Origin of the sequence: Crenobacter cavernae, from assembly GCF_003355495.1 — a bacterium.
Taxonomy (GTDB): domain Bacteria; phylum Pseudomonadota; class Gammaproteobacteria; order Burkholderiales; family Chromobacteriaceae; genus Crenobacter; species Crenobacter cavernae.
On record NZ_CP031337.1, the window covers coordinates 1,435,518 to 1,461,919 of the forward strand.

Consider the following 26,402-nt stretch of genomic DNA (forward strand, 5'->3'; position numbering starts at 1 on the left):
ACCCGCGCGCGAAACGGGCGCGGGCGTTTTAGACCGCCGAATGGCCGCAGACGAACTGCATCTGCTGGAAACTGGCCGAGTTCTGCACCACCGGCATCGGTTTTATCTGTGCGTCATTATAAGTGTAGCTGGCGGTCTGTCGTCCGTTTTCGTCGAACAGCGCGACCGCCATCAGCCGGAAGGTGCGCGCGCTGCAGTCGATCTGCCACGAGTTGATCGAATACTTGTGCGGCGGCGTCGACAGGAAGTTTTCCTTCTTCGGGTTGAAGATGGTCTTGCGGTCGCGGAAGGTGACCAGGCTGCCCTGGCGCCGGATCGAGCGTTCGTCCAGCTCGTTGAGGATGTTGCCGTTGGGCGATACGCCGAGATTGTGCCAGTTGGCGTTGGCTTCGGGCTTCACCGTCGGGCGGCCGCCGGTCATGGACGAGGGGCCGGTGGCGCAGCCGGCGAGGGCGGCGGTCAGCGCCGACAAGAGCAGGACACGGTACAGCATGGACGTTCTCCTTAAACTGGCGCCAGTGTCGCATAGCGCACGGGCTCGGCCAACCTCGGGCGACGCGGCGCGCGCGCTTGGCGTACAATGTCGCCCTTGCCCAGAAGCCTTCCCATGCAAGACGCACTCACCCTTCTCAATCAGATTTTCGGCTACCCGGCCTTCCGCGGGCAGCAGGCCGACATCGTCGCCCAGGTGGCGGGGGCGGTCACGCGCTGGTCCTGATGCCGACCGGCGGCGGCAAGAGCCTATGCTTCCAGATACCCGCGCTGATGCGCGACGGCGTCGCCATCGTCGTCTCGCCGCTGATCGCGCTGATGCAGGACCAGGTTTCCACGCTGCAGGAGCTCGGCGTCGCCGCCGCCTGCCTGAATTCGGCGACGCCGCCCGACGAGGCGCGCCGCATCGCGTCAGACGCGAAGGCCGGCGTGTTGAAGCTGCTGTACGTCGCGCCCGAGCGCCTGTTGACGCCGCGCATGCTCGACTTCCTCGACAGCCTGCCGCGGATCTCGCTGTTCGCGATCGACGAGGCGCACTGCGTCAGCCACTGGGGCCACGACTTCCGTCCCGAATACCAGCAGCTCGGGCTATTGGCCGAGCGCTTCCCCGACGTGCCGCGCATCGCGCTGACTGCGACCGCCGACCACCAGACGCGCGCCGACATTCTCCACTATCTGAAGCTGGAGGACGGCCAGACCTTCCTGTCCAGCTTCGACCGCCCGAACCTGTTCTACCAGGTGGTGGAAAAGCACAACGCTAAGAAGCAGCTGCTCGACTTCATCAAGCGCGAATACACCGGCGCGTCGGGCATCGTCTACTGCCTGTCGCGCAAGAAGGTCGAGGACACCGCGCAGTGGTTGGCCGAGCAGGGCATCAACGCCTTGCCCTACCACGCCGGCCTGTCGCACGAGATCCGCGATACCCACCAGCGCCGCTTCCTGCGCGAGGACGGCATCGTGATGGTCGCGACCGTCGCCTTCGGCATGGGTATCGACAAGCCCGACGTGCGCTTCGTCGCCCACCTCGACCTGCCCAAGAGCCCGGAGAACTTCTACCAGGAGTCCGGCCGCGCCGGCCGCGACGGCCTGCCTGCGGCCAGCTGGCTGTGCTACGGCCTGAACGACCTGGTGCAGCTGGCGCAAATGATCGAGGGCGGCGAGATGGCTGTCGCCCAGAAACAGGTCGAGCTGTCCAAGCTCGACGCGATGCTCGGCTTCTGCGAGACCGCCGCCTGCCGCCGCCAGCACATCCTCGCCTTCTTCGGCGAGAGCCGCGAGCCGTGCGGCCACTGCGACAACTGCGTCAGCCCGCCGATCACCTTCGACGCGACCGTGCCGGCGCAGAAGCTGCTGTCGGCGGTCTACCGCAGCGGCCAGCGCTTCGCCGCCGGCCATATCGTCGACATCCTGATGGGCAGCGACACCGAGCTCGTCCGCCAGACCGGTCACGACAAGCTATCGACCTACGGTGTCGGCCGCGACTACAACAAGCGCGCGTGGCGCGGCTTCATCCGCCAGCTGGTCGGCAAAAAGCTGCTCGAAGTCGACATGAGCCGCGGCCAGCGCCTGCTTCTGACCGACGCGTGCCGCCCCGTCCTCAAGGGCGAACAGAAGCTCTACCTGCGCCCGCCGGTCGACGACGCGCGCGCCAAGACCGTGCACGCCGCCGACCGCTGGCTGCGCACCGAGCGCGAAGAGCGGCTGTGGCAGGCGCTGCGCCGCTGGCGCAAGGAGACCGCCGACGCGCACAACGTGCCGGCCTACGCGGTGTTCAACGACCGCACGCTGCGCGAACTGGTAGAGCAGAATCCCGGCTCCGAAGCGGCGCTGTCGCGCATCTACGGCCTCGGCGAACTGAAGCTCGCGCGCTACGGCGAGGCGCTGCTCGAACTGTTGGCCGAGGCGCGCGAAGCGGCCGGCTGATTCTGCTACCATCGAACGCTGCTTAAAGATAACAACGACAGGAGTCCCGTCATGGCCGTCAACCTTCCCGCCATCGACCCCGCCAAACTGTTCCCGGTCGCCGGCGTCGAGCTCGCCGTCGCCGAAGGCGGCATCAAGAAGCCGAACCGCAAGGACGTGCTGGTGATCCGTCTCGACAAGGGCAACACCGTCGCCGGCGTGTTCACGCAGAACCGCTTCTGCGCCGCGCCGGTGCAGATCTGCAAGCAACACCTCGACGCCGGCGTGCAGATCCGCGCGCTGGTGGTCAACACCGGCAACGCCAACGCCGGCACCGGCGAAGACGGCCGTCAGCGCGCGCTCGCCGTCTGCCAGGCCGTCGCCGACGAGATCGGCTGCGCCATCGAGCAGGTGCTGCCGTTCTCGACCGGCGTGATCCTCGAGCCGCTGCCGGTCGACAAGATCGTCGCCGCGCTGCCGACGCGTCGCGAGGCGGACTGGGCCGAGGCGGCCGAGGCGATCATGACCACCGACACGCTGCCGAAGGCTTCCAGCCGCCGGATCTCCATCGACGGCCACACGGTGACGATCACCGGCATCGCCAAGGGCTCGGGCATGATCCACCCGAACATGGCGACCATGCTCGGCTACCTGGCCACCGACGCGGCGATCACCCGCCCGCTGTTGCAGCAGCTGGTGAAGGAAGTCGCCGACGTGTCGTTCAACTGCGTCACCGTCGACGGCGACACCTCGACCAACGACAGCTTCATGCTGGTGTCGACCGGCAAGAGCGAACTGCCGCTGATCAGCGAGGCCGACGACGCCTACGCCCAGGTCAAGGCGGCGCTGACCGAGGTCGCGGTCGAACTCGCGCAGGCGATGGCGCGCGACGGCGAGGGCGCGACCAAGTTCATGACCGTCACCGTCGAGGGCGGCCGCTCGCGCGACGAATGCAAGGCCGTCGCCTACGCGATCGCCAAGTCGCCGCTGGTGAAGACCGCGTTCTTCGCGTCCGACCCCAACCTCGGCCGTATCCTGGCGGCGATCGGCTACGCCGGCGTGAACGACCTCGACGTCGACCGCCTCGAGCTGTACCTCGACGACGTGCTGGTCGCCCGTGACGGCGGCCGCAATCCGGAATACAAAGAGGAAGACGGCCAGCGCGTGATGAAGCAGGAAGAAATCACCGTGCGCATCGTGCTCGGCCGCGGCGGCGCCTGCGCCACCGTGTGGACCTGCGACTTCTCGTATGACTACGTGCGCATCAACGCCGACTACCGCAGCTAGTCGAGCTTTATATAGAGAAACAGGCCGGGCATCTGCCGGCCTGTTTTGGTATGTCGCCGTCTAGATCCAGCCCGCCTTGCGGAAGCGCCGCCACAGCAATATATCCATCGCAACCATCGACGCCAGCGCCAGCGGGTAACCGTACGCCCATTTCAGCTCCGGCATCGCGTCGAAGTTCATCCCGTACACGCCGGCGATCATCGTCGGCATCGCGAACAAGGCGCCGTAGGCGGCGAATTTCTTGGTGATCGCCGAATCGTCGATCGAGATCAGCGACAGGTTCACCTGGATCGCGGTGTTGAGCACGTCGCGTAGCGCCTCGATCTGTTTCACGATTCGCTCGAGGTGGTCGTAGATGTCACGGTAGTACTCGTGCATGCCGACGCAGACCTGCGGCACTCGTCCACCGAACAGCTTGTGCACGGTCTCCAAGAGCGGCGTCGTGCTGTGCTGGACGACGGTCAGCTTGCGCTTGAGCGCGTACAAGGCCTCGATGTTTTCTCGCGCCGAGCTCTCCTTGGTGAACATTCCGTCCTCGATCTGCTCGAGCTCCTGTTCGAGCGCGTTGATGACGGGGAAGTAGCGGTCGACCACCGCGTCCATCAGCGCGTAGAGCACGAAGCCCGAACCGAACTTCAACAGGTGCGGTTCGCGTTCGCAGCGGTCGCGCACGTTCAGGAAGCTGATATTGCTGCGGCTACGGAGCGACAGAACGTAGTTGGCGCCGACGAAGACATCGATTTCGCCGATCCGTATCTGTTCGTTGGCATCAATCTCCAATAGATGCATCACAACGAACAGCATGTCGCCGTATTCCTCAATCTTCGGGCGCTGGTGGCCGTTGCGCGCGTCCTCCACCGCCAACTCGTGCAGGCCGAACTCCTCCCGCATTTCCTCCAGTTCGCCGGCCTCCGGGTCTTTCAATGCAACCCAGACGAAACAGTCGGGGCGTTGCACGTAGTCGCTGATGGCCTCCTGCGGGATGTCCGCCAGTTTCTGGCCCTCCTGGTAGGCGGCGCAATTGATCAGCATCATGTCTCCTCGATATCACGTCGGCGCTAGCGTAAGGCAGTAAGCTTTTTGCGTATAGATAGCAGGTCGGTCCAAGGTTGGCTGAGCGTCGAGCTCTCGGCCAACCGTGTTGAGGGCGTTTGGTCTCCTGCAGCAATGTGCGAGCCAGGCGGGGGCGGGAAGAACCGGTCGAAAAGTACTCGGCCGAGCGATGTCGGGATGACCGATTTATTACCCTATTTGGTTAAATCGTTTTAAAACAGCGATTTATTGTAGGTGCTTTTCAAAACCTGTAAAAACATGAAGTTTTTCCGTTTCCGAGTGTTGACGGCCCGGGCGGGGCTGGGTATAGTTCGCCTCCTCTGCTGCAGACGCAACCAACGAAGCGAAAGCGGCGCCGCTCTTTAAGAACATGAACAACCGATAGGTGTGAGTTTCTGGCCGAGGCGAGAAACTGGCACCAGCAAGACAAGCGATCTTCGGATCGCAAGCCTTGCGGACCAGAAAGTACGATAAGCTTAGGTTTGAACTGAAGAGTTTGATCCTGGCTCAGATTGAACGCTGGCGGCATGCTTTACACATGCAAGTCGAACGGTAGCAGGTCCTTCGGGATGCTGACGAGTGGCGAACGGGTGAGTAATGCGTCGGAACGTACCGAGTAATGGGGGATAACGCTTCGAAAGGAGTGCTAATACCGCATACGCCCTGAGGGGGAAAGTGGGGGACCGGCAACGGCCTCACGTTATTCGAGCGGCCGACGTCTGATTAGCTAGTTGGTGGGGTAAGAGCCCACCAAGGCGACGATCAGTAGCGGGTCTGAGAGGATGATCCGCCACACTGGGACTGAGACACGGCCCAGACTCCTACGGGAGGCAGCAGTGGGGAATTTTGGACAATGGGCGCAAGCCTGATCCAGCCATGCCGCGTGTCTGAAGAAGGCCTTCGGGTTGTAAAGGACTTTTGTCGGGGAGGAAATCCGCACACCTAATACGTGTGTGGGATGACAGTACCTGAAGAATAAGCACCGGCTAACTACGTGCCAGCAGCCGCGGTAATACGTAGGGTGCAAGCGTTAATCGGAATTACTGGGCGTAAAGCGTGCGCAGGCGGTTGTGTAAGTCTGATGTGAAAGCCCCGGGCTCAACCTGGGAACGGCATTGGAGACTGCACGGCTAGAGTGCGTCAGAGGGGGGTGGAATTCCGCGTGTAGCAGTGAAATGCGTAGAGATGCGGAGGAACACCGATGGCGAAGGCAGCCCCCTGGGATGACACTGACGCTCATGCACGAAAGCGTGGGGAGCAAACAGGATTAGATACCCTGGTAGTCCACGCCCTAAACGATGTCGACTAGTTGTTGGGGGTTGAAATCCCTGGTAACGCAGCTAACGCGTGAAGTCGACCGCCTGGGGAGTACGGCCGCAAGGTTAAAACTCAAAGGAATTGACGGGGGCCCGCACAAGCGGTGGATGATGTGGATTAATTCGATGCAACGCGAAGAACCTTACCTAGCCTTGACATGCTCGGAACCCTGCTGAAAGGTGGGGGTGCCCGCAAGGGAGCCGGGACACAGGTGCTGCATGGCTGTCGTCAGCTCGTGTCGTGAGATGTTGGGTTAAGTCCCGCAACGAGCGCAACCCTTGTCGTTAATTGCCATCATTCAGTTGGGCACTTTAACGAGACTGCCGGTGACAAACCGGAGGAAGGTGGGGATGACGTCAAGTCCTCATGGCCCTTATGGCTAGGGCTTCACACGTCATACAATGGTCGGTACAGAGGGTCGCCAAGCCGCGAGGTGGAGCCAATCTCATAAAGCCGATCGTAGTCCGGATTGCAGGCTGCAACTCGCCTGCATGAAGTCGGAATCGCTAGTAATCGCAGGTCAGCATACTGCGGTGAATACGTTCCCGGGCCTTGTACACACCGCCCGTCACACCATGGGAGTGGGGGATACCAGAAGTGGGTAGGCTAACCTTCGGGAGGCCGCTTACCACGGTATGCTTCATGACTGGGGTGAAGTCGTAACAAGGTAGCCGTAGGGGAACCTGCGGCTGGATCACCTCCTTTCTAGAGATAGCTGAGGCCAGGAATTCACAACCTATCGGTTGTTCTTAAAGATGCGTAGCAACTGGGTTTGTAGCTCAGCTGGTTAGAGCACCGTGTTGATAACGCGGGGGTCGTTGGTTCGAGTCCAACCAGACCCACCAGTTCTAGTTGGGGGCATAGCTCAGTTGGGAGAGCACCTGCTTTGCAAGCAGGGGGTCGTCGGTTCGATCCCGTCTGCCTCCACCATCATTCCGCAAACGAAAGCGCATGGCCAGAGGATTCTGGTTGGCGTGAGCTTTCGTTTGCGTGATTAACGCATCGATCTTTAACAAACTGTAAGCCGAAATCAATCAAAGCGGCGCGACAAACGGCGTGGTTAATTCCTTGCCGGATGAAGTGCCAACTTGGGTAGATGATTGTATCAACGGCGTGTTCTTTGAAAAGGGGAGCATGCCGCGTCGCAAACACAACCGATTAGTTCAGAAATCGTAAGGTGTCTGAAATGATAGGGTCAAGCGACTAAGTGCATCTGGTGGATGCCTTGGCGATCACAGGCGATGAAGGACGTGTAAGCCTGCGAAAAGCGCGGGGGAGCTGGCAATAGAGCTATGATCCCGCGATATCCGAATGGGGAAACCCGGCTCGAAAGAGTCACCGCTGCCTGAACACATAGGGCAGAGGGAGCGAACCCGGCGAACTGAAACATCTAAGTAGCCGGAGGAAAAGAAATCAACCGAGATTCCGTTAGTAGTGGCGAGCGAATGCGGAACAGCCAGTACGTGATAAGTAGAGTGTTAGGAGAAGGCCCTGGAAAGAGCCGCCATAGTGGGTGATAGCCCCGTATCCGAAAACAGTTTACTGGTACTAAGCGTACGAGAAGTAGGGCGGGACACGCGAAATCCTGTCTGAAGATGGGGGGACCATCCTCCAAGGCTAAATACTCGTGATCGACCGATAGTGAACCAGTACCGTGAGGGAAAGGCGAAAAGAACCCCGGGAGGGGAGTGAAATAGATCCTGAAACCGGATGCATACAAACAGTGGGAGCCCTTGAAAAATGGGGTGACTGCGTACCTTTTGTATAATGGGTCAGCGACTTACGTTCAGTAGCAAGCTTAACCGAATAGGGGAGGCGTAGGGAAACCGAGTCCGAATAGGGCGATTCAGTTGCTGGGCGTAGACCCGAAACCGAGTGATCTATCCATGGCCAGGATGAAGGTGCGGTAACACGCACTGGAGGTCCGAACCCACTAATGTTGCAAAATTAGGGGATGAGCTGTGGATAGGGGTGAAAGGCTAAACAAACTCGGAGATAGCTGGTTCTCCCCGAAAACTATTTAGGTAGTGCCTCATGTATCACTTCCGGGGGTAAAGCACTGTTATGGCTAGGGGGTCATTGCGACTTACCAAACCATGGCAAACTAAGAATACCGGAAAGTGCGAGCATGGGAGACAGACGGTGGGTGCTAACGTCCATCGTCAAGAGGGAAACAACCCAGACCGCCAGCTAAGGTCCCAAATGATCAGTTAAGTGGTAAACGAGGTGGGAAGGCCTAGACAGCTAGGATGTTGGCTTAGAAGCAGCCATCATTTAAAGAAAGCGTAATAGCTCACTAGTCGAGTCGTCCTGCGCGGAAGATGTAACGGGGCTCAAACTGATAACCGAAGCTGCGGATCTAGACGTCGTCAGTGTCGTCTAGATGGTAGGGGAGCGTTCTGTAGGCCTGTGAAGGTGGCTTGTAAAGGCTGCTGGAGGTATCAGAAGTGCGAATGCTGACATGAGTAGCGATAAAGCGGGTGAAAAGCCCGCTCGCCGAAAGCCCAAGGTTTCCTACGCAACGTTCATCGGCGTAGGGTGAGTCGGCCCCTAAGGCGAGGCTGAAAAGCGTAGTCGATGGGAAACGGGTTAAAATTCCCGTACTTTCGTATAGTGCGATGTGGGGACGGAGAAGGTTAGGTCAGCGGCCTGTTGGAATAGGTCGTTCAAGCCGGTAGGCTGGAGAGGTAGGCAAATCCGCCTCTCCTTAAGGCCGAGACGTGATAACGAGGGTCTACGGACCTGAAGTGACTGATACCACGCTTCCAGGAAAAGCCACTAAGCTTCAGCTATACGAGAACCGTACCGCAAACCGACACAGGTGGGCAGGATGAGAATTCTAAGGCGCTTGAGAGAACTCAGGAGAAGGAACTCGGCAAATTGATACCGTAACTTCGGGAGAAGGTATGCCCCTGTAGCGTGTAGTGACTTGCTCACGAAGCGCGAAGGGGTCGCAGAGAATCGGTGGCTGCGACTGTTTATTAAAAACACAGCACTGTGCCAACACGAAAGTGGACGTATACGGTGTGACGCCTGCCCGGTGCTGGAAGGTTAAGTGAAGGGGTGCAAGCTCTGGATCGAAGCCCCAGTAAACGGCGGCCGTAACTATAACGGTCCTAAGGTAGCGAAATTCCTTGTCGGGTAAGTTCCGACCCGCACGAATGGCGTAACGATGGCCACACTGTCTCCTCCTGAGACTCAGCGAAGTTGAAGTGTTTGTGAAGATGCAATCTACCCGCTGCTAGACGGAAAGACCCCGTGAACCTTTACTGTAGCTTTGCATTGGACTTTGAACAGACTTGTGTAGGATAGGTGGGAGGCTATGAAGCGCAGACGCCAGTTTGCGTGGAGCCATCCTTGAAATACCACCCTGGTGTGTTTGAGGTTCTAACCTTGGTCCGTGATCCGGATCGGGGACAGTGCATGGTAGGCAGTTTGACTGGGGCGGTCTCCTCCCAAAGTGTAACGGAGGAGTTCGAAGGTTACCTAGGTACGGTCGGAAATCGTGCTGATAGTGCAATGGCATAAGGTAGCTTAACTGCGAGACCGACAAGTCGAGCAGGTGCGAAAGCAGGACATAGTGATCCGGTGGTTCTGTATGGAAGGGCCATCGCTCAACGGATAAAAGGTACTCCGGGGATAACAGGCTGATTCCGCCCAAGAGTTCACATCGACGGCGGAGTTTGGCACCTCGATGTCGGCTCATCACATCCTGGGGCTGTAGCCGGTCCCAAGGGTATGGCTGTTCGCCATTTAAAGTGGTACGTGAGCTGGGTTTAAAACGTCGTGAGACAGTTTGGTCCCTATCTGCAGTGGGCGTTGGAAGTTTGACGGGGGCTGCTCCTAGTACGAGAGGACCGGAGTGGACGAACCTCTGGTGTACCGGTTGTCACGCCAGTGGCATCGCCGGGTAGCTAAGTTCGGAAGAGATAACCGCTGAAAGCATCTAAGCGGGAAACTCGCCTGAAGATGAGACTTCCCTGGAGGCTTGACCTCCCTGAAGAGTCGTTCGAGACCAGGACGTTGATAGGTCGGGTGTGGAAGCGCTGTGAGGCGTGAAGCTAACCGATACTAATTGCTCGTGAGGCTTGATCCTATCATTTGAGACACTTTAAGAGTGTTGTGACTGCGACGAGAGACGATCGTCACCCAAGAATTTGATTGAACCGTGACCCCTCGGGGGCACGCTTCGGCTTACTAAGTTTGTTGACAGTTTATGTCTGGCGGCCATAGCGAGGTGGTCCCACCCCTTCCCATCCCGAACAGGACCGTGAAACGCCTCAGCGCCGATGATAGTGCAGATACCTGTGTGAAAGTAGGTCACCGCCAGACGCCCCTTACGCAACCCCCGTGCCCCTGGCACGGGGGTTTGCTGCGTTACGGCGCGCGAAAAATGCGGCCGCTCCGGCGTGCTCTTCAGCTCCCCGCCCGCCCTGCCCAGCTCCTTGCCCTCCCATGCACGCTGCTCCTCGATCCGCCGCGCCCCACGCGCTGCCCGCCGCGCGCTCGGCCAACGTGGGGCTCGCGCCGCTTCGTTGCTTCCTCTTGGTCTAAGCCATTTTTATTGGGTCTAACGGGCCTGCTTCTGTATGCCGATCCCTGCTGCTACGTAAATCTACGTATAGAGAACTGCTCGCGTATTACTTATAGAAAAATATATAAGCATTTAACAGTGTCGATTGATATGTCAAAGTGCAATCGCGTCAGTGGCTTCACCTTGATCGAGTTGGTTGTCGTCATGGCCGTTGCCGCGATCAGCCTCGCCGTCGCAGTTCCCGCGTTCAGCAGCCTGTCGCTCAACGCGCGCTTGAGCGATATCACATCCGACCTCGTCGCCACGCTCAACTACGCCCGCAGCGAGGCAATTCGTCGCAACCAGACTGTGTACGTCTGTGCGCTTAACGCCAAGAGTAACCTCGATGTACAGGGTTGCCTCTCAAGCAAAATTGCCGGCAGCAACAACTACTCGTGGGGCGAGGGTATCCTCGCTTACGCGGACTTGCAGGCTAAAAACACTCCGGCTGCCTACAGCAGTGGGGAGAAAGTCCGGCATGCCCTGTTCAAGCAGGATGTAAGCGTTCAACTGCCTGCGAAGCAATTGGCTTTTTCCGCTGAGGGAAGGCTCCAAGACGGCAGCAGTTATCGATTCGTCTTTCGCGACAACGCCAGCCAGGAATGCCGCACCATTCGGCTTTCCGGAAGCGGTCGGGCAAGGTTGTGCGACAAAGGGGAGACGGGCTGTGACATCTGCTGAACCTTTCTCCGTGCAGCGCGGATTCACGCTGCTTGAAGTCCTGGTCGCGCTATTTGTCTTAGGCTTTGGATTGCTCGCACTCGCAGCAGTACAGTTGCGCACCTATTCGACGACGCGCGAGGCGGAATACCAGTCGATCGCGGCGTTGCACGCAGAAGGGTTGGCCGAGGCCATGCGTGCCAATCCTAAGCGTACCGGCGTCGCTTCCGAGCCGTGGCAATGGAGCCATTATGTGGAGAGTACGCCGGGCAGTGCCGCTACGGCGCCATCGCAGACTTGCTCCAACTACGATGCCACAACGCAGGCCTTCGGTTCAGGGAGCCAAAACTGTAACCAGAACCAGGTCGCCGCCTACGACCTCTATCTGTTCAAATCACGACTGGAATCGGCCTTTCCACAGGCGCAGGAAGTCAAGGCGACGGTCTGCCCCACGAATGATCTGTCCGTCGCTCCCACGCTTAGTGCACTCGCATGCGATGTCTCGGGCGCCCTTGCGATCAAGATCGTCTGGCGAGCCAAGATTGGCCGCGAGGTGAATCGGCAGATGAGTGGTGACGCGAATGCGTCGGCGACCCGGCAGATGTTCTATCAGGTAAGGTTCAGCCCGTGAAACACGATTTTCACGCCCAAGACGGCTTCTCCTTGATCGAGCTGATGGTGGCCGTCGCGCTATCGCTCGTCGTTCTCGCGGCGGTCAGCGCCAGTTATCTCTCCGGGCGGCAGGCCAGCCGCGTCGCGGAGGAAAGATTGGCGCTCCAGCAGGACGCTCGGCTCGCGCTGGCTGTATTGTCGCGTGACCTCAGAATGGCCGGCGTGTTCGGCTGCGCGGTGCCGGCTCTGAGCAACATAGAACGTAAGGGGGCCGCAGGCACGACCGTTCGGGATAACCTCCAGTTGGTCAGCCATTACGCGTCGGATGCCACCGATCAATTCGATAGCAACGCACTGGGCTTTCGTGCAGTCAGCGCTCAAGGATCGGCATGGATGAGCGCGTCACCCGTCGCCGCGACCAGCCCGATGCTGGTCGTCCAGTTCGGACAGGGCACGGCGGCGGTCAACGGCTCGAGTACCGTAGTCGCTAGCGACGGTATTGCATGGATGAACCGGCTCGATACGACTCCACCGCCGGAGCGCGCGGTTAACGCGAGCGCCAGCTATCTGGCGATCAGCAGTTGTGCGCGTATCGACTTTGTGAAAGTGGACGGTGGCCGCGTCAGTCGTGGTGCCAGCGACGGTCTGCAGCTGGTTTTCGGCAATAACGACCGTCTGCCCGTCGGCAAGAGCACGACAATCTCCGGCCACCAGGCTGGCAGTCTCGACGTCATGCGCTTTGTCTCGCGTGCCTACGTGGTCGGTAGCTATCAGGGGGAAAAGGCGCTGTACATGTATGAGCGGGCAGAAAATGGCTCCCTCGTCGGGCCCATTGAGATCGCGCCCAATGTCAGCAAGCTTGATGCCGAATATGGCACCGTCAACGCCTGTGAAGGAGCCAGTGCTGGGCTAAGTATTACCTACACAAAGGAGCCCGATGACTGGCGAAAAGTGGATCTGGTTCGTTTGCTGATCACGATGGAAAGTCCGCGGCCGGCGGCAGTGGTCAGCGTTGACGGGGCGGCTGTGTCGTCCCGGCAGTACAGCACAACGGTCGCCCTCAGGGGGAGCAATCTATGCGCGAACCAGGCCAAATTCCTCGCCGGCACGTGATCGGCGGGCAGAGGGGGAGCGTGCTGATCGCCTCGCTCATCATCCTGCTGGCCTTCACGCTGATCATTCTTGGGTCCAGCCAGCAGTTACTCGTCGAGCAGCGTATCAGCAGCAATCAGAACGACCGGCAAAAGGCCTTTCAGCTGGCGCAATTGACGCTCGGCGCGGGGGAAAAAACAGCGACCTCACTCGATGCCAGCATCAATAGCCTCGCCGACCCAGTCCTCTTCGGCGCGAACGGCCGGTTCGCCAGCAGCTGCCTAAACAGCCTGCAACAAAATGGGATGTGCCTCGACGCGGCGCATGGCGGCAATCTGACCGCCGCGTGGGAGCGCAGTGTTGACCGAAACAGCCGTAGTTTTCCGATGCTGCATCCTTGTGGCAACGCCATCGAATACGGCGTCGACTCGAGCGCGCGTACCGACTGTGCGAATGGAAAAGTCACCGCGGGTTCGCAGCTTTGGGCCAATCCGCGCTATATCATCGAATTGCTCGACAGCCATTACTCCGATGCGCGCTCCATCTCGGGACGCCTCTATCGCATTACCGCCCGCGCATGGGGACACAACGAAAATACCCAAGTGACGCTGCAGAGCCATTTCGTCGTACCCGACAGTTGAGAGCGAACGGCCCATTATGAACCGGCAGAGCGGTTTCACCCTGATCGAAATGATGATTGCCGTCGCCATTGTTGGGATCCTGGCGGCGATCGCGTATCCCAGCTATCAGAATTACACGATAAGGACACGCCAGGACGAGGCGAGGGCGGCGCTCTTGGAGAACGCCCACTATATGGAGCGTTGGTATGCCGAAAAGGGGAATTACAAAAAGACGTCCAATAGTTGGCCGAGCCTGCCAAAAACCAGCACCGATGTGTTCGATATCTCGTTTTCCACGACGGCGGTCAACGCCGATGAAGGCGAGTTTCGCATTCAGGCGGTGCCGAAAAGCGGCCAAGGCTGGCTAGGCGATACCTTTATCGAGCTGGACGAAAGCGGCAACCTGACTTACTGCAGTCGGGTGACCGGTTCGAAGAAATGTAGCTTGACTCGCTAAGCCAGGTGTTTCGGAAAGCCGGCTTGCGATCGGGGGTAACGGCATGCATGAACATCGGGCGGGGGCGGGGGCCGAAACCCGCAGGGTTGGCGCAAAGCCAGTGGAGATGGGCAAGAAAAAAGCGCCTTACGGCGCTTATTTTCCGGCGTGGAGCCTGTATATCGCTGGTGCCCAGGGCCGGACTCGAACCGGCACACCTTGCGGCGGGGGATTTTGAGTCCCCTGCGTCTACCGATTTCGCCACCTGGGCGGCATCCACAAGAGTTCGCGAGTTTACCCAAAGCGCGAGGGTTTGTAAACGGCCTCGTTAATCGCCGGCCTTGAGCGCCAGTGCGGCGTCGTAGAGCTGCTTGCGCGGCAGGCCGGTGATCGCGGCGGCGAGGCCGGCTGCCTGCTTGGTCGGAAGCTCGGCGGCGAGCAGCGCGAGGATGCGTTCGCTCTCGGCGTCGAGTTCGCCGGATCTTTCCTCGGGCGGCGCGGCGTCGACGATCAGCACGATCTCGCCGCGCTGCTGGTTGCGGTCGCTTTTCACCCAGTCGAGCAGTTCGCCGGCCGGCAACAGGCGCAGCGTCTCGAAGGTCTTGGAGAGTTCGCGTGCGAGCAGGACAGGGCGTTCGGCGCCAAGCGTCGCGACGACGTCTTCCAGCGTGTCGACCAGGCGGTGCGGCGCTTCGTAGCAGACCACGCAGTAGTCGGCGGCTAGCCAGTTCTCCAAGGTGCGGCGCCGCTCGCCCGACTTGGGCGGCAGAAAGCCCGCGAACAGGAAGCGCCCGGTGGCCAGGCCGCTGGCCGACAGCGCGGCGACCACGGCGCTCGCGCCGGGGACGGGGCTGACCGGGTGGCCGGCTTCGCGCACGCGTGCCACCAGCCGTGCGCCGGGGTCGGATACCGCCGGCGTGCCGGCGTCGGACACCTGCACCACGATCTGGCCCTCGGCCAACCAGCCGACCACTTGTTCGGCCATCGCGCGCTCGTTGTGCTCGCGTACGCTGACCAGTTTGCACTTCAGGCCGTAGGCCGAAAGCAGCTGGCCGGTGACGCGCGTATCCTCGGCGCACACCACGTCGGCGGCGGCGAAGGCGGCCAGCGCGCGCAAGGTGATATCGGCCAGATTTCCAATGGGCGTGGCCACCACATATAATGTGCCGCGATGAAAACTTTCACGCGCAGAATCAACAAGGTGGGCAAACGAGGTATGCAAAAGTGGGCTCCGCTGTGGTTGCTGGGTCTGTCGCTGCTCGCCGGGAACGCAAAAGCTGCCCCGCCGACCGACTACATTATCCAGCAACAGCGCTCGAACGCGTCAACTTTGGCGGCCGCTCCCCATGCCGTCACGGAGCAGGGCTCGGCCAAGCTCGGGACGGGTGATGCTGGCGCCGGGCAGGGGTCGCCGAGCCGTGCCGGCTTGCCCAAGGTCGTGCTGATGCTGCCGACTTCGTCCAAATTGCTGGGTGAGGCTGCAACGGTGGTGCAGGAGGGCTTTCTCGCCGCCGCGCGTACCGACGATGCCTTGTCGGTGACGCTGCTGGCGATCGACGACGGCGAAGCCGTACGCCGTTATCGTGAAGCGGTCGCCGACGGTGCGCGCGTGGTGGTCGGTCCGCTGACGCGGCAGGCGATCGCCGCGGTGGCACCCGAGGTCAGCGTGCCGACGCTGGCGCTGAACGCGCTCGACCCGGGCATCGCCGCCAACCCCAAGCTGCTGTCGTTGTCGCTGACCGTCGAGGGCGAGGGGCGCCAGCTCGCGCAGATGATGCGCGACGACGGTCGGCGCAGCCCGGTGGTGCTGTCGGCGCGCGATGCGATCTCACGCCGTCTGGCCGACGCTTTCGCCGCTGAATGGCAGCGCCAGGGGGGGCGCGTGCCGCTCAGGCTCGAGCTCGATCCGGCCGAGGCCGACGTGGCCGGCCGGATCGGCACCGCGGACGCGATCCTTCTTGCCGCCGAGTCCGACGCCGCCGCGCACTGGCGCCGCCGCGTGTCGCCCGAACTGGCCGCCTACGGCGCGAGCCAGCTCAATGTGCGCCGCCCGGACGCCGCGCTCGCCGGCGTCCGCGTGATCGACATGCCGTGGTTCCTGATGCCCGAGCATCCGGCCGTCAAGCGCTACCCGCGCCCGGATGCGCGCCTGACCCATCAGACCGAGCGGCTGTACGCGCTCGGCGTCGACGCCTACCGGATCGCGGTCAAGCTCGCCGCGCGGCCCGCCGCGCCGGGCCTGGCGCTCGACGGTGTGACCGGCGACCTCAGGCTCGGCCGCGACCGCCAGTTCGAACGCCGTCTGCCGGTGACGGTGCTCGAAGGGAACCCCGCGCCGTGAACGAGCGCGGCCGACCGTTCGAAGACGCGGCGCTCGCGCTGCTCGAGCGAGCCGGCCTGAAGCTCGTCGCGCGCAACTGGAGCTGCCGCGGCGGCGAACTCGACCTGGTGATGCGCGACGGCGCGTTCTGGGTGTTCGTCGAGGTGCGACAGCGCCGCTCCGCCGCCTTCGGCGGCGCGCTGGAAAGTATTAGCGAAAGTAAATGCCGGAAACTTCGGCACGCCGCTTCCGTCTTTTTAATGAATCACGGCATCGACGCGCCCTGTCGTTTCGACGCCGTGCTGTTCGAGGGCGATGCGCCGCCACGGTGGCTGAAAAACATCATCGCCTGATCGGGCGGCCCCGCCGCCTATTGCCGAGAAAGACCCGCATGGACCTCATCGACCGCGTCAACGGACATTTTCTGGACAGCATCGCCGCCAAGCAGCAGGCGATGGACATCCTGCCTCCGGCCGTGGCCGCCGCCGCCGAGCGCATGGTGGCCTGCTTCATGAACGAGGGCAAGATCCTCGCCTGCGGCAACGGCGGTTCGGCCGCCGACGCCCAGCACTTCGCCGCCGAGATGGTCGGCCGCTTCGAGAAGGAGCGCCCCGGCCTCGCCGCGATCTCGCTGGCGACCGACTCGTCGGCGCTGACCGCGATCGGCAACGACTACGACTTCGACATGGTGTTCTCCAAGCAGGTGCGCGCGCTCGGCCATCAGAACGACCTGCTGCTCGCGATCTCGACGTCGGGCAACTCGGCCAACGTGATCGAGGCGATCTACGCGGCGCACGAGCGCGGCATGGGCGTGATCGCGCTGACCGGCAAGGACGGCGGCAAGATCGCCGAGCTGCTCGGTCCGGACGACATCCTCCTCAACGTGCCGGTAGAGCGCACCGCGCGCATCCAGGAGGTGCATATCCTGTTGATCCACGCGATGTGCGACGCGATCGACTACATGCTGCTGGGGGGCGAATGATGAAGAAGTGGATGACGCTGGGCCTCGCGGCCGCGCTGATGGGCAGCCTCGGCGGTTGCGCGGCGGTCGTCGCCGGCGGTGCGGCGACCGGCGTGCTGGCGGCGAACGACAGGCGCACCAGCGGCGCCCAGGTCGACGACCAGAGCATCGAACTGAAGGGCCGCAAGATCGCCGACAAGATCCCGGCGTCGCACGTCAACGTGACCGCGTACAACCGCGCGGTGCTGATGAGCGGCGAAGTGCCGACCGACGCCGCGAAGAGCGAGGCCGAGCTGATCGTGCGCGCGATCCCGAACGTCCGTCAGGTGTACAACTACACCGTGGTCGCGCCGGCGTCCGGCTTCTCCGAGCGCAATGGCGACACCTGGATCACGGCCAAGGTCCGCACCAATCTCTTGCAGTCCAAGGGTTTCTCGCCCAACCATGTGAAGGTGGTGACCGAGCGCGGCGTGACCTATCTCTTGGGGCTGGTGACGCCGACCGAAGCCGCCGCCTCGTCCAAGCAGGTCAGCGAGACCGCCGGCGTGCAGAAGGTGGTGACGCTGTTCGAGACGATCAACGAGATCCAGCCCTAAGCGGGTCGGCATTCGTTAAAAAGCTCGGCCAACCTTGAGAGGTTGGCCGAGCTTGTTTTTGGGGGGCAGATTGTCGAGTTTAGTGCGGCATCTTCAGGTCGGCGCACAGCACGTGCAGCGCCTCGTCGATCTCGATCGCCATCGACAGCGTGATGCAGCTGCGCGTGTCGGTCATCGACAGATAAGGCTGGCTCATATAGAGCACGCCCGGCTGCTCGATCGCATGCTGGAAGTAGGCGCGACGCGACCAGACCGCACCGGTGGTGTCGGCCAGCGGCGCGAACTTCAACCCGGGCTTGGCGGTGACGAGACGGCTGTTCAGGTTGGTGCCGATCTGCCGGCCCTCGTGGTCGAGCAGGAAGCAGCGTAGCACGTCGGGCAGCGCCAGCATCGGCGTCGCCGCGTTCGAGAACGGCGTGCCCTGCATCAGCGCGATCGCCGCCTGCACGAAGGCCTGGCGCGACAACTCGAGGTGGCGGCGCGTGACTTTGCGCTTGAGCATCTCGCGGCCCATCAGTTCGTCCCACTTGGCGTCGATGCGCGGCGTGATCGTGTCGTCGCCCTCGGGCTCGCTCGCCGGCGCCGCGACGAAGAAGCCCTGAACCAGGTCGCAGCCCGATTCGAGCGCGATGCGCACGTCTTCGTCGGTTTCGACGCCCGCGACCACGACCAGCGCGCCGGCTTCGTGCATCAGGTGCACCAGCCGCGACAGCAGCTGGCGCGAACGCGGCTCGGTCACCGCGCTGCGCACCAGCCGGTGACCGAATTTCACCAGGTCGGGCTCGAGCCGGTAAATGAGCTCGAGGTTGGTCTGCTGCACGCCGAAGTTGTCGATCGCGATCAGGAAGCCCGCTTCCTTCAGGAGCGACACGCTGAGATCGTCGACGTCGTCGCCGGCGCTGTCCAGCAGTTCGAGCACCACGGTTTCGGGCGGGACGCCGATCTCTTCCAGCGTGCGTACCAGGGTCGCCGTGCGCTCGGGCTGGCCCAGCGTGGCGCCGTCGACGTTCAGGCACAGCCAGCGCGGCTCGCCCCGGCAGGCGAGAAAGCGGCGCGCGTGCAGAGCGCAGGCGATCAGGTCGTGGGCGTGGCGCTCTTCTGGCGTGCCCTGGAAGGGGGCGTGCTGGTGTTGCGGTCGGGCGAGGGCTTCGAGGCCGACGGTACGGCGATGGGCGAGGCTATAGATGGGCTGGAAAAACGTATCCACCGCGGTGGCGCGTTCCAGTCCTGCGGCCGCAGGCGGGGGGGGCGGGCTGCTCATGGTCGTGCTTCCTTGTCGCCAAATCCTGTTCAATTTATCAGTTTAGACGAGTTCGGCCGCAAGACGAACAACGGGCGCCCTGGAGCGCCCGTCGTATAAGGGTTTCCGCGAGGTTTAGCCCTGCTGGATGCCGGCCAGCAACCAGCGCTGGGCGCCGGCGTCCTTCACGTAGTGCCAGGTCTCGCTGAACGGCACGGCCGGTGCGCCGACCGATTCGCTGACGGTGCCGGTGAAGCGCACGCTGGCGATGTAACGGCCGCCTTCGTTGACGGCTTCGGCGAGCTGGCAGTCGAGCTGCGGGAAGTCGGCGACGTCGGCGTTGGCGGCGATGTCGTCGCGCAAGCCGTTGAACAGGTCCGGCGTCATGTACTTGCGGACTTCTTCCAGGCTTTCCGGCGTGTTGAGGCTCTGCAGATGCAGAAAGGTCGCCTTGGCCTGGCGCAGGAAGTGCGGCGTCTCGGTGCCGTCCGGCAGGCGGGCAGCCGAGGCCATCGCCGGTGCGCCGCCGCCCATGCCCGAACCGATCGAAGGAATCGCGCCGAACTGGCTGTTGTTAGCCGGTGCTTGCGGCGGCTGGTAGTTCAGCGGCGCGCCGCCGGGGGTGGCGAGATGGCCGTGGCCTTGCGCTGCCTGCTGCTGGCGGCGGCGGAAGAACATCATCGCGCCGACGAGCAACAAGCCGCCGATCGCGAGCGTGCCCCACGGGAAGCCGCTGCCGGTTTCGCTCGAGCCTGCCGAGCTGTCCATCGCCTTGCCGATCATGTAACCGGCGGCGGCACCGGCGGCGCCGGCGGCGAGCGCGGTGCCGAGGCCCGGGCCTTTTTGCGGTGCGGCTTGCGCCGGCGCAAGTGGACGGGCCGGCGCTGCCATCGGGGCGGCGGGCTGGTTGTAGCTCTGCGTCGGCGCGCTGCGCTGCATGCCGCTGCTACGGCCTTTACCCATGCGCGCGGCCTCGGCAAGCGGGGCGGCGAACAGGGAAACCATCATCAAGGCGAGCAGGGTCGTCTTGGTCTTGGTAATCATCGGGACGTGTCTCCGTCTGGGTGGGTAAGTCGTTACATTCTGAAACATTCTACGCGGATTAGTTCGGGGGTGGCGTCTGTATTTCAAGCACCGTCGCCGTATTCCCCGCGATGGAGAAGCGTACGTTGTAGCAATAAAGCCTCACGCCGTACACGCGCGTCGGGTCGTCCTGGTAGGCGGGGCGCGGGTCCTGCGCGAGCACCTCGTCGATCAGCGTCGCGAATCCGGGGGGAGGCTCGGCCAAGGTGGCGAGTGTTTCGAGCGCCGCCTCGCTCCAGGCGACGGCGAGCGTCGGCGGCGGGCCGTCGACGAAACCGCCGCGCGCGTCGGGCCGGCTCTCTGCGAAGGGGATATAGGGCTTGATGTCGAGCACCGGCGTGCCGTCGACGAGGTCGGCGCCGGCGAGCGTCAGCGTGACGCCGTTTCGCGTGTCGACGGCGACCAATTCGACCAGCGACAGGCCGATCGGGTTCGGCCGGTGCGTCGAGCGGCTGGCGAACACGCCGACGCGGGCGTTGCCGCCGAGGCGCGGCGGGCGGACCAGCGGCGCCCAGCCGCGTTCGATCGTCTCGTGGAAGACGAAGCTCAGCCACAGGTGGGAAAAGGCGTCGAGCCCGCGCACCGTGTCGGGCTGGTTGTACGGCGGCAACAGCTCCAGCGTGACGCGCGCCGACGGGACGAGCGACGGCTGGCGCGGGATGCCGAATTTTTCCCGGTAGGGCGAGTGGATGCGGCCGATGGCTTCGAAGGTATAAGGCATGCGCGGATGCTAGCACACGCGCCTCGAGGAAAAGGCTCGGCCAACCTTTAGATGCTCAGGGTTGGCCGAGCCCGGGGCTTCAGCCGGCGAAGTGCTTCTTGTGCCGCTCGTTCAGCTGGCTGACCGGCAGCAGCATGAAGAAGTCGGCGCAGTTGAAGTCCGGGTCCCAGGCCGGCTCGCCGCAGACGACGGCGCCGGCGCGCAGGTAGCCCTTGATCAGCGGCGGCAGCGGCGCCGGCGGCGCGTCGTCGTGCACGCGTTCGAGCGGCAGCGGCAGGTGAGGGAACACGCGCCATTCGGCCGGCGACAGGTGCTGGCCTTCGAGCTGGCGGTAGAGGCTGACCGCCTGGTGGCCGCCGTCGGCGAGGCTGACGCTGGCGCAGCCGGCGAGGTATTCGCCGCCGCGCTGCCGCGTGTAGTCGAGCAGTCCGGACCACAACAACGCGATCACCGCGCCCGAGCGGTAGTCCTTGTGCACGCAAGAGCGGCCGACCTCGATCAGGCGGTCGCGGAGGTTGTCGAGGCGTTCGATCGCGAATTCATGTTCGGAGTAGAGCCGGTCGACGCGGCGCGCGTTTTGCGGCGGCAGCATCCGGTAGGTGCCGACGACGAGCCCGCTCGCGTGGTCCTCGACGATCAGGTGGTCGCACAGCGCGTCGTACTCGTCGCAGTCGATGCCGAGGTGGGCCGAACCCAGCTGGGCGCCCATTTCGCCGGCGAAGACGTTGTAGCGCAGCTTCTGCGCGCGGCGGATGTCCTCGGCGTTGTCGGCCACCCGCACGGTGAACCGGACGCGTTCGCGCGTCTGCCTTTGTTCGGTGAGCTGCATGGCGTTTCCCTTCTTCTCGTGTCGTGGGGCCTTGACGAGCCAGGTTCCGGTCGCGATCAAGGTTGGCCGAGCCTGATACAGGTGTTTGAAAACAAGATGCCGTGCCGCACGGGTAATGACAAATAAATTTTTTGTGCGGCGATATGCGCGGGCATTGCTGCGCCATGGCTGGGCCCATGAAGCGCTCGACACCATGCTAGGCGGCGGGCTTGACGGAATCGTGTCGCGTGCGTGACGGGTCGATGACCGGTGTATGAACGGAGGGTGACGGGGTGGGCCATTAAAATCAGTCACTTAAGCAGGGGGGCGGGTTTTGCCTTACAATGGCGAGTTATCTTGCCGAACCGATTTTTCCAGTCATGATCTATCCGACAGCCTTTGACGTCATCGTGGTCGGCGGCGGCCACGCCGGCACCGAAGCCGCGCTCGCCAGCGCGCGCATGGGGCGCGCCACGCTCCTTCTGACGCACAACATCGAAACGCTCGGCCAGATGTCGTGCAACCCGTCGATCGGCGGCATCGGCAAGGGCCACCTCGTCAAGGAGGTCGACGCGCTCGGCGGCGCGATGGCGCTGGCGACCGACATCGGCGGCATCCAGTTCAGGACGCTGAACGCGAGCAAGGGTCCGGCGGTGCGCGCGACGCGCGCGCAGGCCGACCGCGTGCTCTATAAGGCGGCGATCCGCGAGATGCTCGAGAACCAGGCTAACCTGATGCTGTTCCAGCAGCAGGTCGACGACCTGATCGTCGAGGGCGATAAGGTGACCGGTGTGATCACCACCATCGGCATCACCTTCAAGGCGCGCTCGGTGGTGCTGACCGCCGGCACCTTCCTGTCGGGCAAGATCCACGTCGGCCTGGAAAACTACACCGGCGGCCGCGCCGGTGACCCGGCCGCGGTGACGCTTGGCGCGCGACTCAGAGAGCTCGCGTTGCCGATCGGGCGCCTCAAGACCGGCACGCCGCCGCGCATCGACGGCAAGACGATCGACTTCTCGGTGATGGAAGAGCAGCCGGGCGATACGCCCGAGCCGGTGTTCTCCTACCGCGGCTCGCGCGCTTTGCACCCTAAACAGTTGCCTTGCTGGATCACGCACACCAACGAGCGCACGCACGAGATCATCCGCTCCGGTTTCGACCGCAGCCCGATGTTCACCGGCGTGATCGAAGGCGTCGGTCCGCGCTACTGCCCGTCGATCGAGGACAAGATCAATCGCTTCGCCGACAAGGACAGCCACCAGATCTTCCTCGAGCCCGAAGGGCTGACGACGCACGAGTTCTATCCGAACGGCATCTCTACCAGCCTGCCGTTCGACATCCAGCTGGCCGCGGTGCGCTCGATCAAGGGCCTGGAAAACGCGCACATCATGCGCCCCGGCTACGCGATCGAGTACGACTACTTCGACCCGCGCAACCTGAAGTCGACCTTCGAGACCAAGTCGATCGCCGGCCTGTTCTTCGCCGGCCAGATCAACGGCACCACCGGTTATGAGGAAGCCGCCGCACAGGGCCTTTTGGCGGGTCTTAACGCCGCGCGCTTCGCGACCGGCGAAGACGGCTGGAGCCCGCGCCGCGACGAGGCTTACCTCGGCGTGCTGGTAGACGACCTGATCACCAAGGGCGTGTCCGAGCCGTACCGCATGTTCACCAGCCGCGCCGAATACCGGCTGCAGTTGCGCGAAGACAACGCCGACCTGCGGCTGACCGAGGTTGGCCGAGCGATAGGCTTGATCGGCGACGCGCAGTGGGACGCCTTCTGCCGCAAGCGCGACGCGGTAGAGGCCGAGAAGGCGCGGCTGAAGGCGACCTGGGTGCACCCGAGCCGTCTGCCGGCCGACGAGGCGCTGCGCGTGCTCGGCAAGGCGATCGAGCGCGAGTACAGCCTGTCCGACCTGTTGCGTCGCCCGGACGTCAGCTACGAGGGCCTGATGACGCTGCCGGGCGCGGGCGAGCCCGTCGCAGAGGCCGACGTTGCCGAGCAGGTGGAAATTCAGGTCAAATACCAGGGTTATATCGACCGCCAGAACGAGGAGATCGCGCGCGCCAGCAGTCTCGAAGACGTGCGGCTGCCCGGCGACATCGACTACGCGCTGGTCAAAGGCCTCTCCAAGGAGGTGCAGCAGAAACTCAACGCCCAGCGTCCCGAGACGCTGGGTCAGGCCTCGCGCATCCAGGGGATCACCCCGGCCGCGGTGGCGCTCCTGATGGTTCACCTGAAACGCGGCTTTGCCGACGCGAAAAAAAGCGCATGACTTCTTCCCGACCCGATTTCGCCGCGGGCGTCGCCGCCCTCGGCCTGACGCTCTCCGACGCCCAACTCGAACAGCTGGGCGCCTACCTCAACCTGCTGGCCAAGTGGAACCAGACCTACAACCTGACGGCGGTGCGCGAACAAGACCGCATGGTCAGCTACCACCTGCTCGACAGCCTCAGCCTGGTGCCGCACCTGGCTGGCGGCACGCGCCTGTTGGACGTGGGCTCCGGCGGCGGCATGCCCGGCATCCCGGCGGCGATCGCGCGGCCCGACCTTCAAGTGGTGCTGCTCGACGCCAACCACAAGAAGACCACCTTCCTGCGCCAGGCGGTGATCGAGCTGAAGCTGACCAACGTCGAAGTGGTCACCGAGCGCGTCGAGGCTTATCAGCCGGAACAGAAGTTCGACCGCCTGACCAGTCGCGCGTTTGCCGAGCTGTCCGAGTTCGTCAGGCTGACGCCGCACCTGTTGGCCGAGAACGGCCAGTACGTCGCGATGAAGGGCGTCTACCCGTACGAGGAAATCGCCCAGTTGCCGGCCTCGGTGCGCGTCGCCGAGGTGCTGCCGCTGACGGTGCCGGGGCTCGACGCCGAGCGCCACCTGGTGAGAATGGTGGCCGCATGAGCGCACGCGTGATGGCGGTCGCCAACCAGAAGGGCGGCGTCGGCAAGACCACCACCGTGGTCAACCTCGCCGCCGGGTTGGCCGAGCTCGGCCGTCGCGTGCTGATCATCGACCTCGACCCGCAGGCCAACGCGACGATGGGCTGCGGCATCGACAAACACGCCCTCGAGCGCTCGGTCTACCACGTGCTGATCGACGAATGCGAGACGCGCGACGCGATCACACGCTCGGAAACGGGCGGCTTCGACGTGCTGCCCGCCAACCGCGACCTCGCCGGCGCCGACGTCGAGCTGGTCGAGATGATGGCGCGCGAGACGCGCCTGAAGGTTTCGTTGGCCGACGTCGAGGGCGATTACGACTACATCTTCATCGACTGCCCGCCGGCCTTGAACATGATGACGATCAACGGCTTCGTCGCCGCCGACTCGGTCATCATCCCGATGCAGTGCGAGTACTTCGCGCTCGAAGGATTGGCCGAGCTGTCGACCACGCTGCGCAAGATCAAGAAGTGGCTGAACCCGAAGATCGAGATCGAGGGCGTGCTGCGGACCTTGTTCGAGCCGCAGCGGCTGCTGTCGGTGCAGGTGTCCGAGCAGCTGAAAAAGCATTACGGCGACAAGGTGTACGACACCGTGATCCCGCGCAACGTCAGGTTGGCCGAGGCGCCGAGCTACGGCCGCCCGATCTTCGCCTACGATCGCTCTTCGCGCGGCGCCAAGGCCTACGCGGCGCTCGCCGCCGAGCTGGTGTCGCGACTCGAACCCGCCGCCCAACCGCAAACCGATAACGTCTGACCCATGGCCAAACCCAAACTCAAAGGACTCGGCCGCGGGCTGGACGCGCTGTTCAGCGCCGCCGACGAGGAAATCCAGGAAGACCGCCTGCAAGTGCTGGCGGTCTCTGCTATCCGCCCCGGGCGTTACCAGCCGCGCAGCCATATGGACGAGGTCGCGCTCAATGAGCTCGCCGACTCGATCCGCGCGCAGGGTGTGATCCAGCCGGTGGTGGTGCGCGAGGTCGACCTCGGCCGCTACGAGCTGATCGCCGGCGAACGCCGCTGGCGCGCGTCGCAACTGGCCGGCTTGGCCGAGCTGCCGGCGGTCGTGCGCCAAGTGCCCGACGAGACGGCGCTGGCGATGGCGCTGATCGAGAACATCCAGCGCCAGGAGCTCGACCCGCTAGAAGAGGCGCACGGCCTCAAGCGCCTGATCGACGAATTCGGCCTCACGCACGACGCGACCGCGCAGGCGGTCGGCCGCTCGCGCAGCGCGGTGTCCAACCTGTTGCGCCTCTTGGCGCTGCCCGAGCCGGTGCAGCACATGCTGCACAAGCGCGAGCTCGAGATGGGGCACGCGCGCGCGCTGTTGCCGCTGCCGGTGCTGCACCAGGTCGAACTGGCGAAGGAAATCTCCGACAAGGGGCTGTCGGTGCGCGAGGTGGAAGAGCGCGTCAAGCGCACGCTGGAACCCGCGGCGCCGCGCGAGGCGAAGCCGGTCGACCCGGACGTCGCGAGGTTGGCCGAGGAGTTGTCCGAACACATCGGTGCGCGGGTGCAGATCCGCCACGGCCGGCGCGGCACCGGGCGGCTTTCCATCGACTACGGCTCGCTCGACGAGCTCGACAGCCTGCTGGAAAAACTGCAAGCAAAATCAATCTAATGGCCGCAACGTCGTCATACCTCGGGACGCTCCCTTGGTTGACGTCATGAAGCGTGCCAGCCTATAATCTCG

The 26,402-nt window shown here is 63.1% G+C and carries 21 protein-coding genes, 3 tRNA genes, 3 rRNA genes and 1 pseudogene; 20 read left to right on the top strand and 8 right to left on the bottom strand.

Annotated elements, in window-relative coordinates; all coding sequences use genetic code 11:
* Positions 1 to 28 precede the first annotated feature (28 nt).
* The gene (locus tag DWG20_RS06970; RefSeq protein WP_115433129.1) at positions 29 to 493 is read right to left on the bottom strand and encodes a surface-adhesin E family protein; all 465 of its coding nucleotides are present in this window, start codon (positions 491 to 493) and stop codon (positions 29 to 31) included.
* Positions 494 to 607: 114 nt separating this feature from the next.
* Between DWG20_RS06970 and recQ the strand changes: the two are divergent.
* Together recQ and argJ are read left to right on the top strand one after the other, a co-directional pair.
* Positions 608 to 2,415, top strand: a pseudogene (gene recQ, locus DWG20_RS06975) (DNA helicase RecQ).
* Between the two features lie 51 nt (positions 2,416 to 2,466).
* Positions 2,467 to 3,681 (top strand): bifunctional glutamate N-acetyltransferase/amino-acid acetyltransferase ArgJ, encoded by a 1,215-nt coding sequence (argJ, locus tag DWG20_RS06980; protein ID WP_115433130.1) that lies wholly within the window; start codon positions 2,467 to 2,469, stop codon positions 3,679 to 3,681.
* Between the two features lie 60 nt (positions 3,682 to 3,741).
* On the opposite strand, the gene corA is transcribed toward argJ, so the two are convergent.
* Complete coding sequence (corA, locus tag DWG20_RS06985) at positions 3,742 to 4,716, bottom strand: magnesium/cobalt transporter CorA (protein ID WP_245944794.1); 975 nt, start codon at positions 4,714 to 4,716, stop codon at positions 3,742 to 3,744.
* Positions 4,717 to 5,218: 502 nt separating this feature from the next.
* Here corA and DWG20_RS06990 point away from each other — a divergent pair.
* The 10 genes from DWG20_RS06990 (at position 5,219) to DWG20_RS07035 (ending at position 14,065) form a co-directional block, all read left to right on the top strand.
* A 16S ribosomal RNA gene (locus DWG20_RS06990) occupies positions 5,219 to 6,756 on the top strand.
* Between the two features lie 63 nt (positions 6,757 to 6,819).
* Positions 6,820 to 6,896 (top strand) — tRNA-Ile (locus tag DWG20_RS06995).
* 9 nt (positions 6,897 to 6,905) lie between these two features.
* A tRNA-Ala gene (locus tag DWG20_RS07000) sits at positions 6,906 to 6,981 on the top strand.
* Between the two features lie 263 nt (positions 6,982 to 7,244).
* Positions 7,245 to 10,147 (top strand): 23S ribosomal RNA (locus tag DWG20_RS07005).
* Positions 10,148 to 10,270: 123 nt separating this feature from the next.
* Positions 10,271 to 10,383: ribosomal RNA gene (rrf, locus tag DWG20_RS07010) — 5S ribosomal RNA — on the top strand.
* The 16S, 23S and 5S rRNA genes sit together here with 2 tRNA genes alongside, the layout of an rRNA operon.
* A 340-nt stretch (positions 10,384 to 10,723) precedes the next feature.
* A complete protein-coding gene (locus DWG20_RS07015) occupies positions 10,724 to 11,305 on the top strand; it encodes a GspH/FimT family pseudopilin (protein ID WP_181880992.1) in 582 nt (193 codons plus the stop codon).
* Positions 11,292 to 11,915 (top strand): type IV pilus modification protein PilV, encoded by a 624-nt coding sequence (gene pilV, locus DWG20_RS07020; RefSeq protein WP_181880993.1) that lies wholly within the window; start codon positions 11,292 to 11,294, stop codon positions 11,913 to 11,915. Before DWG20_RS07015 ends, pilV begins: the two co-directional genes overlap by 14 nt.
* Positions 11,912 to 13,009, top strand: coding sequence for a PilW family protein (locus tag DWG20_RS07025; RefSeq protein WP_115433133.1), 1,098 nt, complete (start codon positions 11,912 to 11,914; stop codon positions 13,007 to 13,009). Before pilV ends, DWG20_RS07025 begins: the two co-directional genes overlap by 4 nt.
* Positions 12,973 to 13,629: a pilus assembly PilX family protein gene (locus DWG20_RS07030; RefSeq protein ID WP_115433134.1), complete on the top strand. Its 657-nt coding sequence runs from the start codon at positions 12,973 to 12,975 to the stop codon at positions 13,627 to 13,629. Before DWG20_RS07025 ends, DWG20_RS07030 begins: the two co-directional genes overlap by 37 nt.
* Positions 13,630 to 13,645: 16 nt before the next feature.
* Positions 13,646 to 14,065: a type IV pilin protein gene (locus tag DWG20_RS07035; protein ID WP_115433135.1), complete on the top strand. Its 420-nt coding sequence runs from the start codon at positions 13,646 to 13,648 to the stop codon at positions 14,063 to 14,065.
* Positions 14,066 to 14,230: 165 nt separating this feature from the next.
* Here the strand turns inward: DWG20_RS07035 and DWG20_RS07040 are convergent.
* Together DWG20_RS07040 and rsmI are read right to left on the bottom strand one after the other, a co-directional pair.
* Positions 14,231 to 14,315: transfer RNA gene (locus DWG20_RS07040), tRNA-Leu, on the bottom strand.
* 57 nt (positions 14,316 to 14,372) lie between these two features.
* The gene (gene rsmI / locus DWG20_RS07045; protein WP_425451606.1) at positions 14,373 to 15,266 is read right to left on the bottom strand and encodes a 16S rRNA (cytidine(1402)-2'-O)-methyltransferase; all 894 of its coding nucleotides are present in this window, start codon (positions 15,264 to 15,266) and stop codon (positions 14,373 to 14,375) included.
* Between rsmI and DWG20_RS07050 the strand changes: the two genes are divergently transcribed.
* Genes DWG20_RS07050 through DWG20_RS07065 form a run of 4 tightly spaced genes read left to right on the top strand, consistent with a single transcriptional unit; the run spans position 15,261 to position 17,921 of the window.
* Positions 15,261 to 16,385, top strand: coding sequence for a penicillin-binding protein activator (locus DWG20_RS07050; protein ID WP_115433137.1), 1,125 nt, complete (start codon positions 15,261 to 15,263; stop codon positions 16,383 to 16,385). The two genes, rsmI and DWG20_RS07050, sit on opposite strands and share 6 nt — an antisense overlap.
* Positions 16,382 to 16,717 (top strand): YraN family protein, encoded by a 336-nt coding sequence (locus DWG20_RS07055; RefSeq protein ID WP_115433138.1) that lies wholly within the window; start codon positions 16,382 to 16,384, stop codon positions 16,715 to 16,717. The genes DWG20_RS07050 and DWG20_RS07055 overlap by 4 nt, the downstream gene beginning before the upstream one ends.
* Positions 16,718 to 16,755: 38 nt before the next feature.
* Entirely contained in the window at positions 16,756 to 17,346 is a 591-nt protein-coding gene (locus DWG20_RS07060; protein ID WP_115433139.1) for a phosphoheptose isomerase, read from the top strand.
* Complete coding sequence (locus tag DWG20_RS07065; protein WP_115433140.1) at positions 17,343 to 17,921, top strand: BON domain-containing protein; 579 nt, start codon at positions 17,343 to 17,345, stop codon at positions 17,919 to 17,921. The genes DWG20_RS07060 and DWG20_RS07065 overlap by 4 nt, the downstream gene beginning before the upstream one ends.
* Positions 17,922 to 18,000: 79 nt before the next feature.
* On the opposite strand, the gene DWG20_RS07070 is transcribed toward DWG20_RS07065, so the two are convergent.
* From DWG20_RS07070 to DWG20_RS07085, 4 genes are all read right to left on the bottom strand, one after another.
* Complete coding sequence (locus tag DWG20_RS07070) at positions 18,001 to 19,182, bottom strand: sensor domain-containing phosphodiesterase (RefSeq protein WP_115433141.1); 1,182 nt, start codon at positions 19,180 to 19,182, stop codon at positions 18,001 to 18,003.
* Positions 19,183 to 19,296: 114 nt separating this feature from the next.
* Positions 19,297 to 20,205, bottom strand: a complete 909-nt coding sequence (locus DWG20_RS07075; RefSeq protein ID WP_115433142.1) for a Tim44 domain-containing protein — start codon at positions 20,203 to 20,205, stop codon at positions 19,297 to 19,299.
* Between the two features lie 58 nt (positions 20,206 to 20,263).
* Positions 20,264 to 20,965 carry a tRNA (N6-threonylcarbamoyladenosine(37)-N6)-methyltransferase TrmO gene (tsaA, locus tag DWG20_RS07080; RefSeq protein WP_115433143.1) on the bottom strand — a complete coding sequence of 234 codons (702 nt, stop codon included), beginning with the start codon at positions 20,963 to 20,965 and terminating at the stop codon, positions 20,264 to 20,266.
* A gap of 79 nt (positions 20,966 to 21,044) precedes the next feature.
* The gene (locus DWG20_RS07085; RefSeq protein WP_115433144.1) at positions 21,045 to 21,794 is read right to left on the bottom strand and encodes a GNAT family N-acetyltransferase; all 750 of its coding nucleotides are present in this window, start codon (positions 21,792 to 21,794) and stop codon (positions 21,045 to 21,047) included.
* A gap of 359 nt (positions 21,795 to 22,153) precedes the next feature.
* Between DWG20_RS07085 and mnmG the strand changes: the two genes are divergently transcribed.
* From mnmG to DWG20_RS07105, 4 genes are read left to right on the top strand one after another with little or no spacing between them, the layout of a single operon-like run.
* On the top strand, positions 22,154 to 24,046 hold the full coding sequence (gene mnmG, locus DWG20_RS07090) for a tRNA uridine-5-carboxymethylaminomethyl(34) synthesis enzyme MnmG (protein ID WP_115433145.1): 1,893 nt from the start codon (positions 22,154 to 22,156) through the stop codon (positions 24,044 to 24,046).
* On the top strand, positions 24,043 to 24,672 hold the full coding sequence (gene rsmG, locus DWG20_RS07095; RefSeq protein ID WP_115433146.1) for a 16S rRNA (guanine(527)-N(7))-methyltransferase RsmG: 630 nt from the start codon (positions 24,043 to 24,045) through the stop codon (positions 24,670 to 24,672). The genes mnmG and rsmG overlap by 4 nt, the downstream gene beginning before the upstream one ends.
* Complete coding sequence (locus tag DWG20_RS07100; protein ID WP_115433147.1) at positions 24,669 to 25,466, top strand: ParA family protein; 798 nt, start codon at positions 24,669 to 24,671, stop codon at positions 25,464 to 25,466. Before rsmG ends, DWG20_RS07100 begins: the two co-directional genes overlap by 4 nt.
* A gap of 3 nt (positions 25,467 to 25,469) precedes the next feature.
* A complete protein-coding gene (locus DWG20_RS07105) occupies positions 25,470 to 26,330 on the top strand; it encodes a ParB/RepB/Spo0J family partition protein (protein ID WP_115433148.1) in 861 nt (286 codons plus the stop codon).
* The last annotated feature ends 72 nt before the right edge of the window (positions 26,331 to 26,402 follow it).

Coding starts and splice junctions, on each gene's coding strand:
- DWG20_RS06970 (WP_115433129.1), bottom strand. CDS start 493: ATGCTGTACCGTGTCCTGCTCTTGTCGGCGCTGACCGCCGCCCTCGCC.
- argJ (WP_115433130.1), top strand. CDS start 2,467: ATGGCCGTCAACCTTCCCGCCATCGACCCCGCCAAACTGTTCCCGGTC.
- corA (WP_245944794.1), bottom strand. CDS start 4,716: ATGATGCTGATCAATTGCGCCGCCTACCAGGAGGGCCAGAAACTGGCG.
- DWG20_RS07030 (WP_115433134.1), top strand. CDS start 12,973: ATGCGCGAACCAGGCCAAATTCCTCGCCGGCACGTGATCGGCGGGCAG.
- DWG20_RS07035 (WP_115433135.1), top strand. CDS start 13,646: ATGAACCGGCAGAGCGGTTTCACCCTGATCGAAATGATGATTGCCGTC.
- DWG20_RS07050 (WP_115433137.1), top strand. CDS start 15,261: ATGCAAAAGTGGGCTCCGCTGTGGTTGCTGGGTCTGTCGCTGCTCGCC.
- DWG20_RS07060 (WP_115433139.1), top strand. CDS start 16,756: ATGGACCTCATCGACCGCGTCAACGGACATTTTCTGGACAGCATCGCC.
- DWG20_RS07065 (WP_115433140.1), top strand. CDS start 17,343: ATGATGAAGAAGTGGATGACGCTGGGCCTCGCGGCCGCGCTGATGGGC.
- DWG20_RS07070 (WP_115433141.1), bottom strand. CDS start 19,182: ATGAGCAGCCCGCCCCCCCCGCCTGCGGCCGCAGGACTGGAACGCGCC.
- DWG20_RS07075 (WP_115433142.1), bottom strand. CDS start 20,205: ATGATTACCAAGACCAAGACGACCCTGCTCGCCTTGATGATGGTTTCC.
- tsaA (WP_115433143.1), bottom strand. CDS start 20,965: ATGCCTTATACCTTCGAAGCCATCGGCCGCATCCACTCGCCCTACCGG.
- DWG20_RS07085 (WP_115433144.1), bottom strand. CDS start 21,794: ATGCAGCTCACCGAACAAAGGCAGACGCGCGAACGCGTCCGGTTCACC.
- mnmG (WP_115433145.1), top strand. CDS start 22,154: ATGATCTATCCGACAGCCTTTGACGTCATCGTGGTCGGCGGCGGCCAC.
- rsmG (WP_115433146.1), top strand. CDS start 24,043: ATGACTTCTTCCCGACCCGATTTCGCCGCGGGCGTCGCCGCCCTCGGC.
- DWG20_RS07100 (WP_115433147.1), top strand. CDS start 24,669: ATGAGCGCACGCGTGATGGCGGTCGCCAACCAGAAGGGCGGCGTCGGC.
- DWG20_RS07105 (WP_115433148.1), top strand. CDS start 25,470: ATGGCCAAACCCAAACTCAAAGGACTCGGCCGCGGGCTGGACGCGCTG.